At 36.6% G+C, this 13975-nt stretch carries 14 protein-coding genes; 11 read left to right on the top strand and 3 right to left on the bottom strand.

All coding sequences use genetic code 11. The features are described 5' to 3' along the window. Nucleotides 1-38: 38 nt before the first annotated feature. The 3 genes from BMX24_RS11360 to BMX24_RS21440 all read left to right on the top strand — a co-directional run bounded on the left by BMX24_RS11360 (nucleotide 39) and on the right by BMX24_RS21440 (nucleotide 1693). Nucleotides 39-371 carry a HopJ type III effector protein gene (locus BMX24_RS11360; protein WP_089792610.1) on the top strand — a complete coding sequence of 111 codons (333 nt, stop codon included), beginning with the start codon at nucleotides 39-41 and terminating at the stop codon, nucleotides 369-371. A 112-nt stretch (nucleotides 372-483) separates the two neighbouring features. Beyond that, nucleotides 484-1503: a helix-turn-helix transcriptional regulator gene (locus BMX24_RS11355; protein WP_089792608.1), complete on the top strand. Its 1020-nt coding sequence runs from the start codon at nucleotides 484-486 to the stop codon at nucleotides 1501-1503. Nucleotides 1504-1564: 61 nt separating this feature from the next. Next, complete coding sequence (locus BMX24_RS21440; protein ID WP_262485637.1) at nucleotides 1565-1693, top strand: hypothetical protein; 129 nt, start codon at nucleotides 1565-1567, stop codon at nucleotides 1691-1693. Nucleotides 1694-1782: 89 nt separating this feature from the next. On the opposite strand, the gene BMX24_RS11350 is transcribed toward BMX24_RS21440, so the two are convergent. Both BMX24_RS11350 and BMX24_RS11345 read right to left on the bottom strand, forming a co-directional pair. Beyond that, entirely contained in the window at nucleotides 1783-2967 is a 1185-nt protein-coding gene (locus BMX24_RS11350; protein WP_089792607.1) for a DUF1501 domain-containing protein, read from the bottom strand. Nucleotides 2968-3061: 94 nt separating this feature from the next. Beyond that, complete coding sequence (locus BMX24_RS11345; RefSeq protein ID WP_089792605.1) at nucleotides 3062-4441, bottom strand: DUF1800 domain-containing protein; 1380 nt, start codon at nucleotides 4439-4441, stop codon at nucleotides 3062-3064. 295 nt (nucleotides 4442-4736) lie between these two features. Between BMX24_RS11345 and BMX24_RS11340 the strand changes: the two genes are divergently transcribed. The 8 genes from BMX24_RS11340 (at nucleotide 4737) to BMX24_RS11305 (ending at nucleotide 12710) form a co-directional block, all read left to right on the top strand. Further along, nucleotides 4737-5300 (top strand): hypothetical protein, encoded by a 564-nt coding sequence (locus BMX24_RS11340; RefSeq protein ID WP_089792603.1) that lies wholly within the window; start codon nucleotides 4737-4739, stop codon nucleotides 5298-5300. A gap of 114 nt (nucleotides 5301-5414) precedes the next feature. Further along, nucleotides 5415-6464, top strand: a complete 1050-nt coding sequence (locus BMX24_RS11335; protein ID WP_089792601.1) for a glucokinase — start codon at nucleotides 5415-5417, stop codon at nucleotides 6462-6464. A 150-nt stretch (nucleotides 6465-6614) separates the two neighbouring features. Beyond that, a complete protein-coding gene (locus BMX24_RS11330) occupies nucleotides 6615-7181 on the top strand; it encodes a YceI family protein (RefSeq protein WP_089792599.1) in 567 nt (188 codons plus the stop codon). A gap of 78 nt (nucleotides 7182-7259) precedes the next feature. After that, nucleotides 7260-7892: a YceI family protein gene (locus BMX24_RS11325; RefSeq protein ID WP_089792597.1), complete on the top strand. Its 633-nt coding sequence runs from the start codon at nucleotides 7260-7262 to the stop codon at nucleotides 7890-7892. Nucleotides 7893-8149: 257 nt separating this feature from the next. Beyond that, nucleotides 8150-8926, top strand: a complete 777-nt coding sequence (locus BMX24_RS11320; protein WP_089792595.1) for a hypothetical protein — start codon at nucleotides 8150-8152, stop codon at nucleotides 8924-8926. A 65-nt stretch (nucleotides 8927-8991) separates the two neighbouring features. Beyond that, nucleotides 8992-9633, top strand: a complete 642-nt coding sequence (locus BMX24_RS11315) for an alpha/beta hydrolase family protein (RefSeq protein WP_089792593.1) — start codon at nucleotides 8992-8994, stop codon at nucleotides 9631-9633. Between the two features lie 107 nt (nucleotides 9634-9740). Beyond that, nucleotides 9741-11084: an ammonium transporter gene (locus BMX24_RS11310; protein ID WP_089792591.1), complete on the top strand. Its 1344-nt coding sequence runs from the start codon at nucleotides 9741-9743 to the stop codon at nucleotides 11082-11084. 207 nt (nucleotides 11085-11291) lie between these two features. Further along, the gene (locus tag BMX24_RS11305; protein ID WP_089792589.1) at nucleotides 11292-12710 is read left to right on the top strand and encodes an L-serine ammonia-lyase; all 1419 of its coding nucleotides are present in this window, start codon (nucleotides 11292-11294) and stop codon (nucleotides 12708-12710) included. Between the two features lie 209 nt (nucleotides 12711-12919). On the opposite strand, the gene BMX24_RS11300 is transcribed toward BMX24_RS11305, so the two are convergent. Next, nucleotides 12920-13765, bottom strand: coding sequence for a prephenate dehydrogenase (locus tag BMX24_RS11300; protein WP_089792587.1), 846 nt, complete (start codon nucleotides 13763-13765; stop codon nucleotides 12920-12922). Between the last annotated feature and the right edge of the window lie 210 nt (nucleotides 13766-13975).

The following is a 13975-nucleotide window of genomic DNA, read 5'->3' as shown; positions in this document are numbered from 1 at the left end:
ATAAAGTTATTTTAATTATTTTTGATAAAATTTAAAAAATGTTATTCGAACAATTAGAAAAGTCAGCGGAAGAAATTCAGTTTAAAGAAGTGATTGCATTTATTGATGAACATTATGATTTTACTCCGACAAAATTTACCAATGGTAATACAGTAAACGAAGCCGATCAGAACAATGGATCTTGTAAAGTTTTTAGTTTTGCTAAGTTAAATGACCTATCAAAAGAAGAAACACTTTCTCTTTTCGGGGCTTTTTATAGAGAAGATGTTTTACAAAATCCTGAAGGAAAAGATCATCAAAATATCAGAAACTTTATGAATTTTGGGTGGGACGGGATTTCTTTTGAAGGAAAAGCTTTAACGAGAAAATAATTGTCATTGCGAAGAATGAAATGATGAAGCAATCTCGAACAATATAGAATAGATTGATTATTGAGATTGCCACGTCGCTTTGCTCCTCGCAATGACATAAAAATAAAAAATCATGTCATCGAATAAAAATGCCCTGATCCGCTATAAAACGTTGGATAAATGCCTGAAAAACAAGTACCGGAAATATACTTTGGAAGATTTGATTGATGAATGTTCCGAAGCGTTGTTTGAATTTGAAGGAAAGGAATCTTTTGTAAGCAAACGCACCGTGCAGCTCGATCTGCAGAATATGCGCAGTGAAAAATTCGGGTATGAGGCTCCGATTGAAGTGTATGACCGGAAATACTACCGCTACAGCGACCCGGATTACAGCATCCACAACATTTCGGTGAACGAAAGTGATCTGAAAGCGATGAATAATGCGGTGCAGATTTTGAAGCAGTTCAAGGATTTTTCGATGTTTAAGGAAATGAACGGGGTGATCCAGAAGTTGGAGGATTCTATTCATGCGACGAGCCAGAAATCGATCATTCATCTGGATAAAAACGAGCAGCTGAAAGGTCTGGAACATATTGATATTCTGTATGATGCGATTTTGCATAAAAAGGTTTTGAATATTACTTACAAAAGCTTTAAAGCCAGAGAATCAGATTCTTATGTGGTGCATCCGCAATTGTTGAAGGAGTTTAATAACCGTTGGTTTCTGATCTGCTCGAATAAACAATATGTGTATAATCTGGCGCTGGATAGAATGGAAAACATCAATATTGAAGAAAAGATTGATTATGTTGATATGAATCTCGATGGTGATGAATATTTTAAAGATATTGTAGGGGTAACGGTTTCTCCCACGATGTCTCCGCGGAATGTCGTTTTTTTTGTCGATTCTCATAATGCTCCGTATGTGAAAACCAAACCTTTACACAGCAGTCAGGAAATTGTAAGCGAGTCGAATGAAGGAACTATCTTTAAAATCTGTGTTCAGCTGAATTATGAATTAGAAAGACTTTTATTGGGTTTTGGAGAAAGTCTCATTGTACATAAACCAAGAAAATTAAGGCTCCGGCTTGAAGAAAAATTTAAAGCGGGAACTAAGAATTACGAAAATTTAGTAGTATCTGATGAAGATTAATATTTTTCATTAAAACTTTATGGCTTAGAAATTGTATGAATCATCATATAAAATTAGCATTATGAAATCACGAATATTAAAAACATTACTAGCAATTGTAGCACCTTTGGTGATAGAATTTATTGTCAAAAAAATATCCGAGAAAATGAATAAAAAACCAACGGAAGATAAGAAACAGATTCCCGTTTAAACTGAAAGTAGTTAAAATTTAGAATTATAAGAAAGAGGCTGTCATTTTTTCGGACAGCCTCTTTTTATTTTTTGCTTTAAAATATAAAATCAGACAAAATCATAAATCCCGTTTTTCCAGCCCAACACTTTGGAAGAGTCTGCTTTTAGCCAGTTTTTGAGAATCGTTGCATAGACTTTCCTGAAATCTTCGGAATAAATTAAATCTCCTTCATTAAGATGGGTTAAATCCGGAAGCGCATTCAAAATCCCTTTCTTTTTCAGTCCTCCGCTGATGAAAAACATCTGATTTGCCGTTCCGTGATCGGTTCCTTTACTCGCGTTCTGAGCAACACGACGCCCGAATTCGGAAAACGTCATCAATAAAATATCATCAAATAGTCCATTGCTTTTCATGTCTGCCACGAAAGATTTTACAGCTTCATTGATATCATTGAAAAGCTTTTGCTGCCTTTCATTTTGGTTCACATGCGTGTCGAAACTCCCGATGGAAAGGTAATAAACTCTGGTATTAATGTCAGATTTTATCAATGAAGCAACGGTTTTGAAGTCTTTTCCGAGCTGTGAATTCGGATAGGTCTGTTCTGTTTTTTTGGCTTTACTTTTTTCAAAAATATAATCTGCATTGTTGATCGTCGAGCCTAATGTCTGATACAGGTAGGAAACCGTTTCGTCCTCATGATGATGGTCGTACAATGATTTGAAATACTTTTCCTGACTGGTCTGATACAGTCTTTTCGGATCTTTAAAAGCAAAAGCTTTATTATTTTCACCTTTTAAGGCTAAACTTAGCATATCATCAACTTCCAGCGCCTGAGTCGGATGGTCGCAGCGGTAGCATTCTTCGTCCAGAAATCTTCCCAGCCAGCCTGTTTCCAGATACTCGTCGCTGCGGCTTGCAGAATGCCAGATATCCATGCTTCGGAAGTGGGATTTGTCGGGATTCGGATAGCCAACGTTGTTCATTACAGAAAGTTCGCCATTATCATAAAGTTCTTTAAAATAGGAAAGGGCAGGGTTGATGCCGGCTTCATCCGTCAGAGACAAAGAATTTTGAATCGCAATGCTGTTTCTTTCTTTAAAATAAATATCATTTTTCGTCGGAATAATTGTATTTAAACCATCATTTCCCCCAGTAAACTGCAATACCACCAAAATCTTCTGATTGGGTTCCAGTGCTTCATCGAATGTCATTGCTTTCAGGAAATTAGGCATCAGAAACGATGCGGTAGCCAATGAACTTATTTTTAGGAATTCTCTTCTTTTGATTAACATAGAGTGTTAGGTTTTAGGTTAAAGATGTTAGGTTGTAGGTTTTTATCGTTGCATTTTAACTGTCAGCTAAAATCTGCGACCTGCAACCTGAAAACTACATCAGCTGATATTCGGGGGTTGACATGAGATTGATGACATTCATTTTCACGCTGTTATCTGAAAAATTTTTCACAGAATTCATATCCAGAGATTTTGAGCTTTGAATTAAATAATCTTCCACTTTTTTATCTTTAAAAACCTTTTCCACCCGAGCCCAGTCGATGGTAATATTCGGATTTTTAAAGGTTTTGTTTAAAGCGGTTTCGCGGGATTTCATGCCCATATCGATGTCGTCGTCCTGTCTTGGTGTATATTCCAATGGTCTTAAACCCGACCAAATTTGCGGAATCTGAAGCCGCAGCATCAGAGTCGAGCTGTCGATCCATGATTTTCCGTTGGGCCAGCCTGCAACATTCGGTGGATAGAGAAGCATTTGTCCCAACAGTTTTTGATAAACGATGAGGTTTTCCGGATTCTGAATATTCATCGGAAGGGTTCTCATCATTCCCGCCATCAGTTCGATAGGGGATTTTATCCTGTTTCCGATATTTTTTTTGTCATAAAACCATGAGCTTGAAAAGATTTCTGTCATCAGCTTTTTGATGTCGTAGCCGGATTGGTAAAAGTTATCACTCAGTTTATTAACAATGTTTTCATCCACATTTTCATTAACGAAAAACTTATAAATTTTAGTGGTAATAAATTTGGCTGTAGTTTTTTCTTCGAGAATGATATTTAAAACATCGGATCCTGTAAAATTTCCGGTTTTCCCAAGAAAATTTTTTGTTCCTTCATCATGAAGATTTTTTCTTTCCCTGAAATTTCCTTCTTTATCAAATCCCCATCCTGTAAAAGCCCGTGCTCCTTCACGGATGTCTTTTTCAGTGTAGTTTCCGCGTCCCATGGTAAACAATTCCATCACTTCGCGGGCAAAATTTTCATTGGGATGATCTTTTTTATTTTGCTGATTATTTAGGAAATTCAACATAGCGGGAGCCTGGCTCACCTCAAACAAAAGGTCTCTGAAATTTCCCAAAGCATTTTTTCTGATAACATTTAAAATCTGCCGGTTAAATCTTGGATTTACGACTCTCGATGCAAAGTGTCCGTGCCAGAAAAATGCCATTTTTTCTTTCATCTGTTCTTTGCTGTTGACCATTTTATCGAGAAAATTCAGATTAAGTTCAAGATTTTGTTCCCTGTTGATCCTTTGGATTTCCTTTTTCTTTTCAGCCGGGGATTTATCGTTCATGTAGTCGATGATTTCCACGTCGGGAGTGTCATAATTTATATAAAGAAATGTTTCTTCTCTAAAAAGATCATTAAGTAAAGCTTTAATATCCTTATTGTTCAGATCTTCAAACTGATTGATTCCCGCGCCAAAACCTGCACGCCAGAGAAGATGTTTATTATTGATGAGAGATGGAACTGTCATTAGAATATTTTATTTTTTGATGTTTTTGAGGAAGGAAGGTTAAATGATAACGGATTAACAATTATTAATATTGCAGAAAATCTTCCGGTTGAGATGATGAATTAATTATAAATATTAATGGTATAACTCTAAAAAAATGCGTCATTTTTTTTAAACAAACATTTAAATTTTAACTGAATTTAATTAATTGATTTTCATTATTTTGGGAATTTTATTAATGTTAAAATAGGAAAAACACCGTTCCTTGGCACGATTTTTACATCTTACAGCTTAGTAAAATTTAAAAATCAGAGTTATGAAAATGTTTAAACAAGCAATATTATTGGCTGGAATTTTGACAGCTGGTGTTGTGAGCGCACAAAGTGCACAGATGAACAATATGATTAAAGTGGGGGCAAATGCTGGTTTAGCTGTTCCTGCAGATAATGTTTCTGCTTCTGTAGGAGTGGATGTTGCTTATCAGAACCTTATCACACCGGGATTCGGGTTAGGTATTGCAACAGGATATACTCATTATTTCGGTAAAGATAACAACGGATATAATAATAATGATGTAGGAGTAATTCCTGTAGGAGCTTTGATCAGAATTTATCCTAAACAAACAGGATTTTATTTCGGAACAGACCTAGGATATGGCTTCCTGGTAGGTGATGAAAAAGTAGCTTCAAACAGCACGCTGGACAGACCAGACGGAGGTTTCTACATCAAGCCGGAGATCGGATATCACAACAGAGACTGGAATTTCTTTGTACAGTATCAGAAAGTATTTGTAGGAGATAAAGGAGATTTGCCAAACCAGGACTACAATGTGGGGAACATTGGGGTAGGTTTCTCTTACAATATTCCATTAGGAAAGTAGTTAGATTTAAATATAAACAATTATTAGCCAAACCTTTTCAAAAACTTGAAAAGGTTTTATTTTTCCCTGTCGGATTTACGAAAACTATTATTATATTTGATAAAATTTGAGGTTATGATTTTGAATCCAAAATTTCCACTTTATTTACCAGGAGTAAAAAACGGTAACAATGATAATGTATCTATTATTGGCGCAAACCTTCGTGAAGATATTACAAGTTTAGGCTATTTTGTTTCTAGTAACGGAGGTCTTGAGATTAAAATCCAAAACACTTATCCTACGAAAGAATATGCTTCTTTTACTGATATTTTAAAGAAGTTTATTCAGGATAACCAGTTGGAGAATGTGAAAAGACTGGGAATAGCAGTTCCGGGACCTGTTTTGAACGGGAAAAGCAGCCCTGCAAGATTGGGATGGCATCTTGATGTTGAAGATTTCAAAAGTGATTTCGACTTTGAAAGAGTAAACATGCTGAATGACCAGGAATCTTCGGCATATGGAATGGGGCTTTTGGAAGACAGCGATCTCGATCCTATCTACACAAGCGGTCACCTGGAAAACGGGAATGTAGCAATTCTTGCTCCCGGAAACGGGTTAGGAGAAGCCGGATATTTTTTTGACGGAAAATACCTGAGACCATTTGCAACGGAAGGCGGCCACTCGGAATTCTCTCCAAGAACCACTGTTGAGGTAGAATTTTACCAGTTCCTGAATAATATCTACGGAATTGTAAGCTGGGAAAATGTATTGTCCAAAACAGGTTTATTTAATATTTACAGATTTTTAAGAGATGTAAAAAGACATCCGGAACCGGAATGGCTGGCTGAAAAACTGGCAAAAGGAAACTTCGTTCAGGAATTATACAAAGCTGCTGTTGAGGAAGATGTACTGATCTGCAAGATTGCTTTAGACACTTTCCTTGAATTCCTTGCAAGAGAAGCGAACAATTTAACATTAAAATTAAAAGCTACAGGCGGTCTTTTGATTTCAGGAGATATTCCTATGGAGATCAGGGAATATATTAATAAAGATAAATTCTACGAAAAATATAAGATCAGCGATAAGATGGAAGAGATGCTGAGAAACATCCCGATCTATCTGATCAAGCAAAATCATACGGCTTTAAACGGTATAGCGCTTTATACTGCTTATTATCAAGACTAACACAAGGCTCCGAAGAAATTCGGAGTTTTTTTATGGCTGATATTATTCATGAAAATAATCGTTTTTATTGATGTACATCAATAAAATCTATTGAAGAAGTTAGCTACATTTGCATCAGTAAATAACAAACAAGTAAATAACTTTATTCAAATGAAAAAAATATTTTTATTAGCAGTTTTAGCTAGTGGTTTAGCTTTCGGTCAGTCAAAAAAAGTAGTAGCTTCTGATATCCACTGGTGGGGATACAAAGTAGCAAAGTCTGAGGCAAGTTCTCATGATGGTACTGTGAAAGTAAAGTCTGGTGACTTGGTAATGAAAGGAAACCAGTTAGTAGGAGGTACTGTAGTTTTGGATATGAATTCTATCAACTCTACGGATCTTACAGGTGAATATCAGCAAAAACTGAACGGTCACCTTAAAAACGGAGACTTCTTCGAGGTTGAAAAATTCCCTACAGCAACTTTCAAAATTACCGGTGTAAAGAAAAACAACGATAAAATCTACAATTCTATTGTTACAGGTAATCTTACGGTAAAAGGAAAAACCAATGTAGTTTCTTTCCCGGCTAAGATTTCTTACAGCAAAGGAGTGGTAAGTTTAGTATCAAACAAATTCACGATCGACAGACAAAAATTCGACGTGGCTTACAAGTCTACAATGCAGGATGTTTTTGTGAAAGATGATATCGATATGCTTGTAAAAGTGACTGCTAAATAATTTAATCAAAAAAAGATTGTTAAAAGTGTAGAAGTTCTACACTTTTTTTTATTTTTGTTGAATTGTAAATAAAAAAGAATGAAAAGATTACTATTGTTTGCTATGATGTGTGTATGCATGTCATTTGTTTTCGCTCAAAAGAAAGGTGATAAAGTGGTAAAGGTAACGTCGTCGGAGATAAGATGGTGGGGTTACAAGGTTGTAAAGACTGTTCCTACATCACATTCTGGAACGGTGAAACTGAAAAGTGGAAAATTTACCTTCGATAAAACAGTCTTGGTAGACGGTGAATTCGTGATTGATATGAAATCGATCATGGCAGGAGATGTTTCAAGCCAGGATGAAGATATGGTGAAACTTACGAACGATCTTAAGAGCACAAACTTCTTCGAAGTGAAGAAATTCCCTCTTGCAAAATTCCATTTGACGAAAATTATTCCTTTAGCAAACAGCGAGTTCAACTCTACGGTTTACGGAGATATTACAATTAAAGGCGTGAGAAAGACCATTACCTTCCCTGCGAATGTGTATATCACTCAGTTTACGGTAGTGATCGAGTCTGCAAAATTCTCATTAAACAGAAGAGACTTCAAAGTATTCTATCAGTCTTCATTGAAGGATTATTTCATCAAAAACGAAATGGATATCCAGTTCAGAATTTCGACAGAAAAATTGGATAACGAAAACAGGACTCCGGTAAAGAAAAAATAAAACAGTAAGTCTGTTTTTTAATAAAGTAATGAGTGATTTCCTTGGGAATTGCTCATTTTTTTTCTCCAATTAAGGTGAATATAATCTTCTGAATTTTTTATTTGAATTAAAATTAATGTGTTGATTGATTTTAATTTACACTTTTATTTAATTAATGTAAAATAATTTTTTTTCCTTTAAATTAATAAAAAATCCTTCATCTTTGCATTACTTAATACTCATGAAAATGTATGGTTTGATTATCTAAATACATTTTTATGACAAACAAAATCATTATCATTGCTCTTGCATCGTCAGCAGGAGCCTATTCTCAGGTGGGAATCAACACAACAAATCCAAAAGGAGTACTGGATATTGTCTCTACCACGTCTACTGTCGTCATTCCCAGAATGGCAGATCCCGAAACCATCGCAGCACCCGTCGAAGGGATGATTGCGTACGACAAAACCAATAAAACAGTCAGGTATTTTGATGGGACGAGTTGGGGAACATTGATATACAGCAGGAAGCTGGAAAGGTCCAACGACGGTGTTGTGAAAATAAATGCAGGCGGTGCAGGAAGCGGGACAAAACCGAATTGGACGAATACCGCTGCAAACACAACCAGACAAGTCACTTATGCTTTGCCTCTGATTTATGCTTCGTCACCTACAACAAGCTGGTCCGAAAATTCTCTGGTGTCAGATGCCAAAATTTATTCGGGAAATCAGTTTATTGAAAATGGAGTTATGGGGCAGGTTCATCAATGGAGAATTATTATTAATTATACAAAAAGCTCCAACATTCTGAGCCAGGATATACGGTTTATTTTAAGGAATCCTTTGTCAGGTTTCAGATCGGAAATAAGCGGTGTCATTCCTTCCAGCAAAACGAGTGGCATTCTGGTGTACAATTTCACAACTATTGCAGACGGAGCGAGCCTTCCCGCACCTTTAGGAACTGGAGGTGGATATATTTTGGAGTGGGTTGCTTCAGACACGATTACCACCTTGTCCATTGATAGTGTGACCAGAATTTCGTTTCAAAAAAATTAAACTTCAACATGATAATATTTGTTAAGGGAAAAGCATCATTAGATGCTTTTTCTTATTTTAGTAGCATGAAAATTTACGTAGTAAGCGGGCTTGGCGCAGATTTTAAAGTATTAGAAAAGCTGCAGTTTCCGGAACAGCACGAGGTTATTTTTATTGATTGGCTTATTCCCGGTCAGAATGAAACTTTTACTCAATATGTTGAAAGAATGGCCGAAAAAATAGATGATTCGGAACCGTTCTATCTGTTGGGATATTCTTTTGGCGGAATAATGGTTCAGGAAATTCACAAATTAAAGCCGGCCCAAAAAGTTGTCATTTTGGGAAGCATAAAATCACATAAAGAAAAATCTAAATTAATCCGGGTAGGAGAGATCACAAGAATTCCGAAATATCTGCCTGTAAGCTTATTTAATGATAAAACAACGAATGTCTATTCGGTTGTCAGGAAACTCTTTGATCCTAAAAATCCCAGGGTTTTACAGTATTTCAGGGTGCGCGATCCTTATTACCTGAAGTGGTCTATCGAGAAAATTTCCGAATGGAAGTGTGAGGAAACACCGGATGTCATTCAGATTTTAGGGGACAGGGATATTGTTTTTCCCATTAAGAACTCAAAACCTGATTATATCATCAAAGGGGGTACTCATCTTTTTCCTGCTACAAAATACAAAGAAGTGTCTAAAATTTTAGGGGAGGTGTTTAGTTAATTTTAATTTTTTGTTAATTAGATATAAAAATTTAAGGGGTATTTAAAAAAAAATATATGTTTTTATGAAATTTATGTTTAATTTTGAAGGGGTTAAATATAAATTATATGACTGTAGGCTTAAAATGGATCGCTTCATTTTCCATTATTACTCTAGTTGCTGTCGGCGGACTGTTCTGGAGTCCCATCGTGGATTTTCCGAATACAGGAGAATTCTTATCCGAAGATAAAATTGTCGGGGCAGATGTAGCCTGGATTTTGGCGGCTGCCGGTCTGGTACTTTTAATGACCCCCGGATTATCATTTTTCTACGGCGGAATGGTAGGTAAAAAGAATGTGATTTCCACTATGCTTCAGAGTTTTATCGCACTTGGCGTTATTTCTATTTTATGGGTGGTTGTTGGTTTTTCCTTATCATTTGGTGATTCTATAGGATTTACCGTCGATGGAGTGCATTACGGAATTATTGGTAATCCGCTGAGCTATCCTTTTTTCAGCAGAGTAGGAGTTTTGCCGCATAAAGCGATGGCTTCTACGATTCCGTTTATTCTTTTTGCCTTATTTCAGATGAAATTTGCCGTGATTACTCCGGCGCTGATTACGGGATCTTTTGCAGAAAGGGTTCGTTTTATTTCTTATCTGCTGTTTATGGTGCTTTTCAGCATTTTTATATATACGCCGCTTTGTCACATGGTTTGGCATCCGGATGGGCTTTTAAACAAATATTTTGGAGTTAAAGATTTTGCAGGAGGAACGGTCGTACACATGAGCGCCGGTTTTGCAGCACTGGCGGGAGCGATTGTTTTAGGAAACAGGAAAAATCCGCATCACGAACCTTCCAATATTTCTTACGTCATTTTGGGTACGGGAATGCTTTGGTTCGGCTGGTTTGGCTTCAACGCGGGTTCTGCATTAAGTGCAAATGCCACCGCTGCAACCGCATTTGGAACTACCACTATTGCATCTGCTTCAGCGATGATGACCTGGATCTTTTTTGACAGAATTAATAAAAGAAAAATTTCGGCTATGGGAGCCTGTATTGGCGCGGTAGTCGGATTGGTAGCTATTACGCCGGCATGTGGTTTTGTTTCGGTCTCGGAAAGTCTTTTTATCGGATTTATTTCGGCGATTGTTTCTAATATCATGGTCAACTGGAAAGCTTTAAAGAAAATTGATGATACTTTAGACGTCTTTGCCTGTCATGGAGTGGGTGGAATTATGGGAATGATCTTAACGGCAATTTTTGCCCACGGCGAAAACGCAAGTCTTCTTCACGGTGGGTTTGAAGTGTTTGCCCATCATATCATGGCTTTGATTTTAGTTTCGTTATTTGCGTTTTTTGGTTCATTAATGTTATATAAAATCACGAATAGTATCATCACATTGAGAGTTTCCGAAGAATCTGAGAATTTGGGATTGGATATTTCTCAGCATGAAGAGAGCTTATGCTAAAAAAGTAAATTGTGAATTCTCAATTAGATTTGCTGTCAATTTTTAAAATTCACTTGCGAAGCAAAATTCACTATTGACCATTCACTATAAAATATTTTGCGTTCATATAGTTTTAATTCTCGAAGCCAAAGGTGTTTTTCATCTTTGGCTTTTGGGTGTCGATTTATCGTGTATCTTTGTGGTAAGGAAAAATGATCAATTTTCTATATGGAATCAATATCGGTTTTTGAGATTATTAAAGTAGGAATAGGTCCGTCGAGTTCGCATACGATGGGACCATGGAATGCGGCGTCAGCATTTATCAGAATTATAAACAGAGAAAGATCTATCGCTGAGGTAAAGGAAGTTTTTCTCGAATTTTTCGGTTCTTTAGCTAAAACAGGAATCGGGCACGGAACAGATATTGCCGGAATGCTGGGGTTGAGCGGTGAAGATTATAAAACCATTGACACCACAAAAATCGATGAAAAGGTTGAAAAAATAAAAAACGATCAGATTCTTAATTTGGGTGGTGAAAAGGAAATTCCCTTTATCTACGGCCATCATTTAGTGTTAAATATGCAAAAATCACTTGATTTTCATCCGAACGGAATGATTTTTAAGGCGATTTTCGAAGACGGTACCGAGATTGTTCAGGATTTTTATTCTGTAGGTGGAGGATTTATCATGAGTCAGGAAAAAAAATCTATTCAAAAACACTGTGTCCGCACTTTATATCCTTGTCATCACGCTTCTGATATTGTGAAATATTGTCAAAAATTGGGGCTTAACAGAGTTTCGGATTTAATTTTTATTAATGAAGAAAGCTGGAGAACCCAGGACGAAACGAGAGCGGAAGCACTTTATATTTGGCAGCAGATCAAAGAATGTATTTATAAAGGCGTGAATAAAGAAGGAATTCTTCCCGGCGGATTGAATGTTTCCCGTCGTGCAGCCGGAATCAACAGAAAATTATTAGGTGATAAAATCTATAAAAATAAAGATGAATGGTTCCAGCAGGTTGTAGATGCCGAAGAAAATTTCACCAATATCAATAAATGGATTTCCTGTTTTGCATTGGCTGTAAATGAAGAAAATGCAAGCTTCGGAAGAATTATTACAGCACCTACCAACGGTGCGAGTGGCGTTATTCCGGCAGTTTTAATGTATTCTCAGGCTTTCACAGAGTTTATCAGTGATGATGATATTGTAAGATTTATTTTGGTGGCAGGTGAAATCGGAACTTTATTCAAGAAAAATGCAACTATTTCCGCTGCAATGGGTGGTTGTCAGGCAGAAATCGGAGTTTCTTCGGCGATGGCTGCAGCAGGACTTACGGAAATTCTTGGAGGTAGTGTTGGTCAGGTCTTAATGGCCGCTGAAATCGCTATGGAACATCATTTGGGAATGACATGTGACCCGATCAAAGGTCTGGTGCAAATTCCGTGTATCGAGAGAAATACGATGGGTGCTATAAAAGCCATTACAGCCGCTAATATCGCCTTAGAAAGTGACCCAACGAAAGCAAGAGTAACACTGGATGAGGTGATTCAGACCATGTGGGAAACCGCTCTTTCGATGAATGACAGGTTTAAAGAGACTTCGGAAGGTGGTTTGGCGATTGCTGTCAACGTTCCGGAATGTTAAAATATGAGCAATGAGTAATTGGTAATGAGTAATATTATCAGTTACTTAATCCGTTAAGAAATTCCCATTGTTTGAAGCGCGAGACAACTGTTGAACCGAAGAGCCAACATTGAATTCGCGCAAGTTTTGGGGGGTTAATTTTTAATTTTTAGCGGAAGTTTCCAAGTCTTGAACTTTTGTTTCTTTTGTTTCAAGACAAAAGAAAATTATTACTTATCAAGAATCCCCCTAATCTTATTCGCATTAGAAATCAATTCTTCCAGATATTCAAAATTCTCTTTTTCCAGGGCAGCTTTGAACTTTCTTAGCTGGGCGATATGTTCATTCAGAACATCGAGTACGTTTTCTTTGTTTTGTTTAAAAATCGGAACCCACATTTCAGGATGAGATTTTGCGAGACGGACGGTGCTCGAGAAACCCGAACTTGCCAATTGAAAAATCGTTTCTTCCTCACGCTCTTTTTCCAAAACGGTATTGGCTAGCGCGTAAGAGGTAATGTGCGAGATGTGTGAAATATAAGCAGTGTGAACATCATGATCTTCAGCATTCATGTAAATCAAATGCATATCAAGACTTTCAACGATTTTTTCAACTATTTGTAAAGCATCTTCTGCAGATTCTTCCTTATTGCAGATGACTCCGGCTTTTCCTGTAAAACTGTCTGAAATGGCTGACTTCGGACCGCTGTTTTCCGTTCCCCACATCGGGTGAAACGCTACAAATCTAGATCTTTTTGGATGATTTTTTACCGCTTTTACAATTCCGGCTTTTGTTGATCCTGCATCCATTACGGTTTGATTTTCAGAGATTAAATCTAAAACATCAGGCAATAATTTTCTTGCAGAGTCCACAGGAATGGCAATAATCACCAGGTCAGAATTTTTAATTCCGTATTCCAGATCTACTTTTGCGTCAATTATTTTTAAGTCTAAAGCTTCATTAAGGTGGTCGTTATTGTTGTCGATCCCATAGATAAAATCGGCAATTCCGTTTTTTCTCAGTTTTAAAGCAATCGAGCCTCCAATCAGTCCTACACCTATAATACTTATTTTCATCTTTTAAATTTTAAATAAAAAAACCCCGCCCAAGGACGAGGTTTATGTTATGTATATAAGAAATCCTTATCCCAAATCTGAGTTAAAAATTCCGTAATAATATGTTCCGTTGTTTGTAATCACGAGACAAAGGTATGAATTTTTTTAATTGAAATTAAAAAAAGTGAATGGTGAATTTTGCTTTGCAAGTCAATTGTTAATCTTTACATT

The sequence above is a fragment of the Chryseobacterium wanjuense genome (assembly GCF_900111495.1).
Lineage (GTDB): Bacteria > Bacteroidota > Bacteroidia > Flavobacteriales > Weeksellaceae > Chryseobacterium > Chryseobacterium wanjuense.
This window is presented reverse-complemented; position numbering and strand designations above follow the sequence as displayed.

Bases quoted from the DNA above. Each gene is read 5' to 3' on its own strand.
- BMX24_RS21440 (WP_262485637.1), top strand. From the start codon at position 1,565: ATGAAATCACGAATATTAAAAACATTACTAGCAATTGTAGCACCTTTG.
- BMX24_RS11330 (WP_089792599.1), top strand. From the start codon at position 6,615: ATGAAAAAAATATTTTTATTAGCAGTTTTAGCTAGTGGTTTAGCTTTC.
- BMX24_RS11310 (WP_089792591.1), top strand. From the start codon at position 9,741: ATGACTGTAGGCTTAAAATGGATCGCTTCATTTTCCATTATTACTCTA.
- BMX24_RS11300 (WP_089792587.1), bottom strand. From the start codon at position 13,765: ATGAAAATAAGTATTATAGGTGTAGGACTGATTGGAGGCTCGATTGCT.
- BMX24_RS11305 (WP_089792589.1), top strand. From the start codon at position 11,292: ATGGAATCAATATCGGTTTTTGAGATTATTAAAGTAGGAATAGGTCCG.
- BMX24_RS11360 (WP_089792610.1), top strand. From the start codon at position 39: ATGTTATTCGAACAATTAGAAAAGTCAGCGGAAGAAATTCAGTTTAAA.
- BMX24_RS11340 (WP_089792603.1), top strand. From the start codon at position 4,737: ATGAAAATGTTTAAACAAGCAATATTATTGGCTGGAATTTTGACAGCT.
- BMX24_RS11320 (WP_089792595.1), top strand. From the start codon at position 8,150: ATGACAAACAAAATCATTATCATTGCTCTTGCATCGTCAGCAGGAGCC.
- BMX24_RS11335 (WP_089792601.1), top strand. From the start codon at position 5,415: ATGATTTTGAATCCAAAATTTCCACTTTATTTACCAGGAGTAAAAAAC.
- BMX24_RS11325 (WP_089792597.1), top strand. From the start codon at position 7,260: ATGAAAAGATTACTATTGTTTGCTATGATGTGTGTATGCATGTCATTT.
- BMX24_RS11355 (WP_089792608.1), top strand. From the start codon at position 484: ATGTCATCGAATAAAAATGCCCTGATCCGCTATAAAACGTTGGATAAA.
- BMX24_RS11315 (WP_089792593.1), top strand. From the start codon at position 8,992: ATGAAAATTTACGTAGTAAGCGGGCTTGGCGCAGATTTTAAAGTATTA.
- BMX24_RS11345 (WP_089792605.1), bottom strand. From the start codon at position 4,441: ATGACAGTTCCATCTCTCATCAATAATAAACATCTTCTCTGGCGTGCA.
- BMX24_RS11350 (WP_089792607.1), bottom strand. From the start codon at position 2,967: ATGTTAATCAAAAGAAGAGAATTCCTAAAAATAAGTTCATTGGCTACC.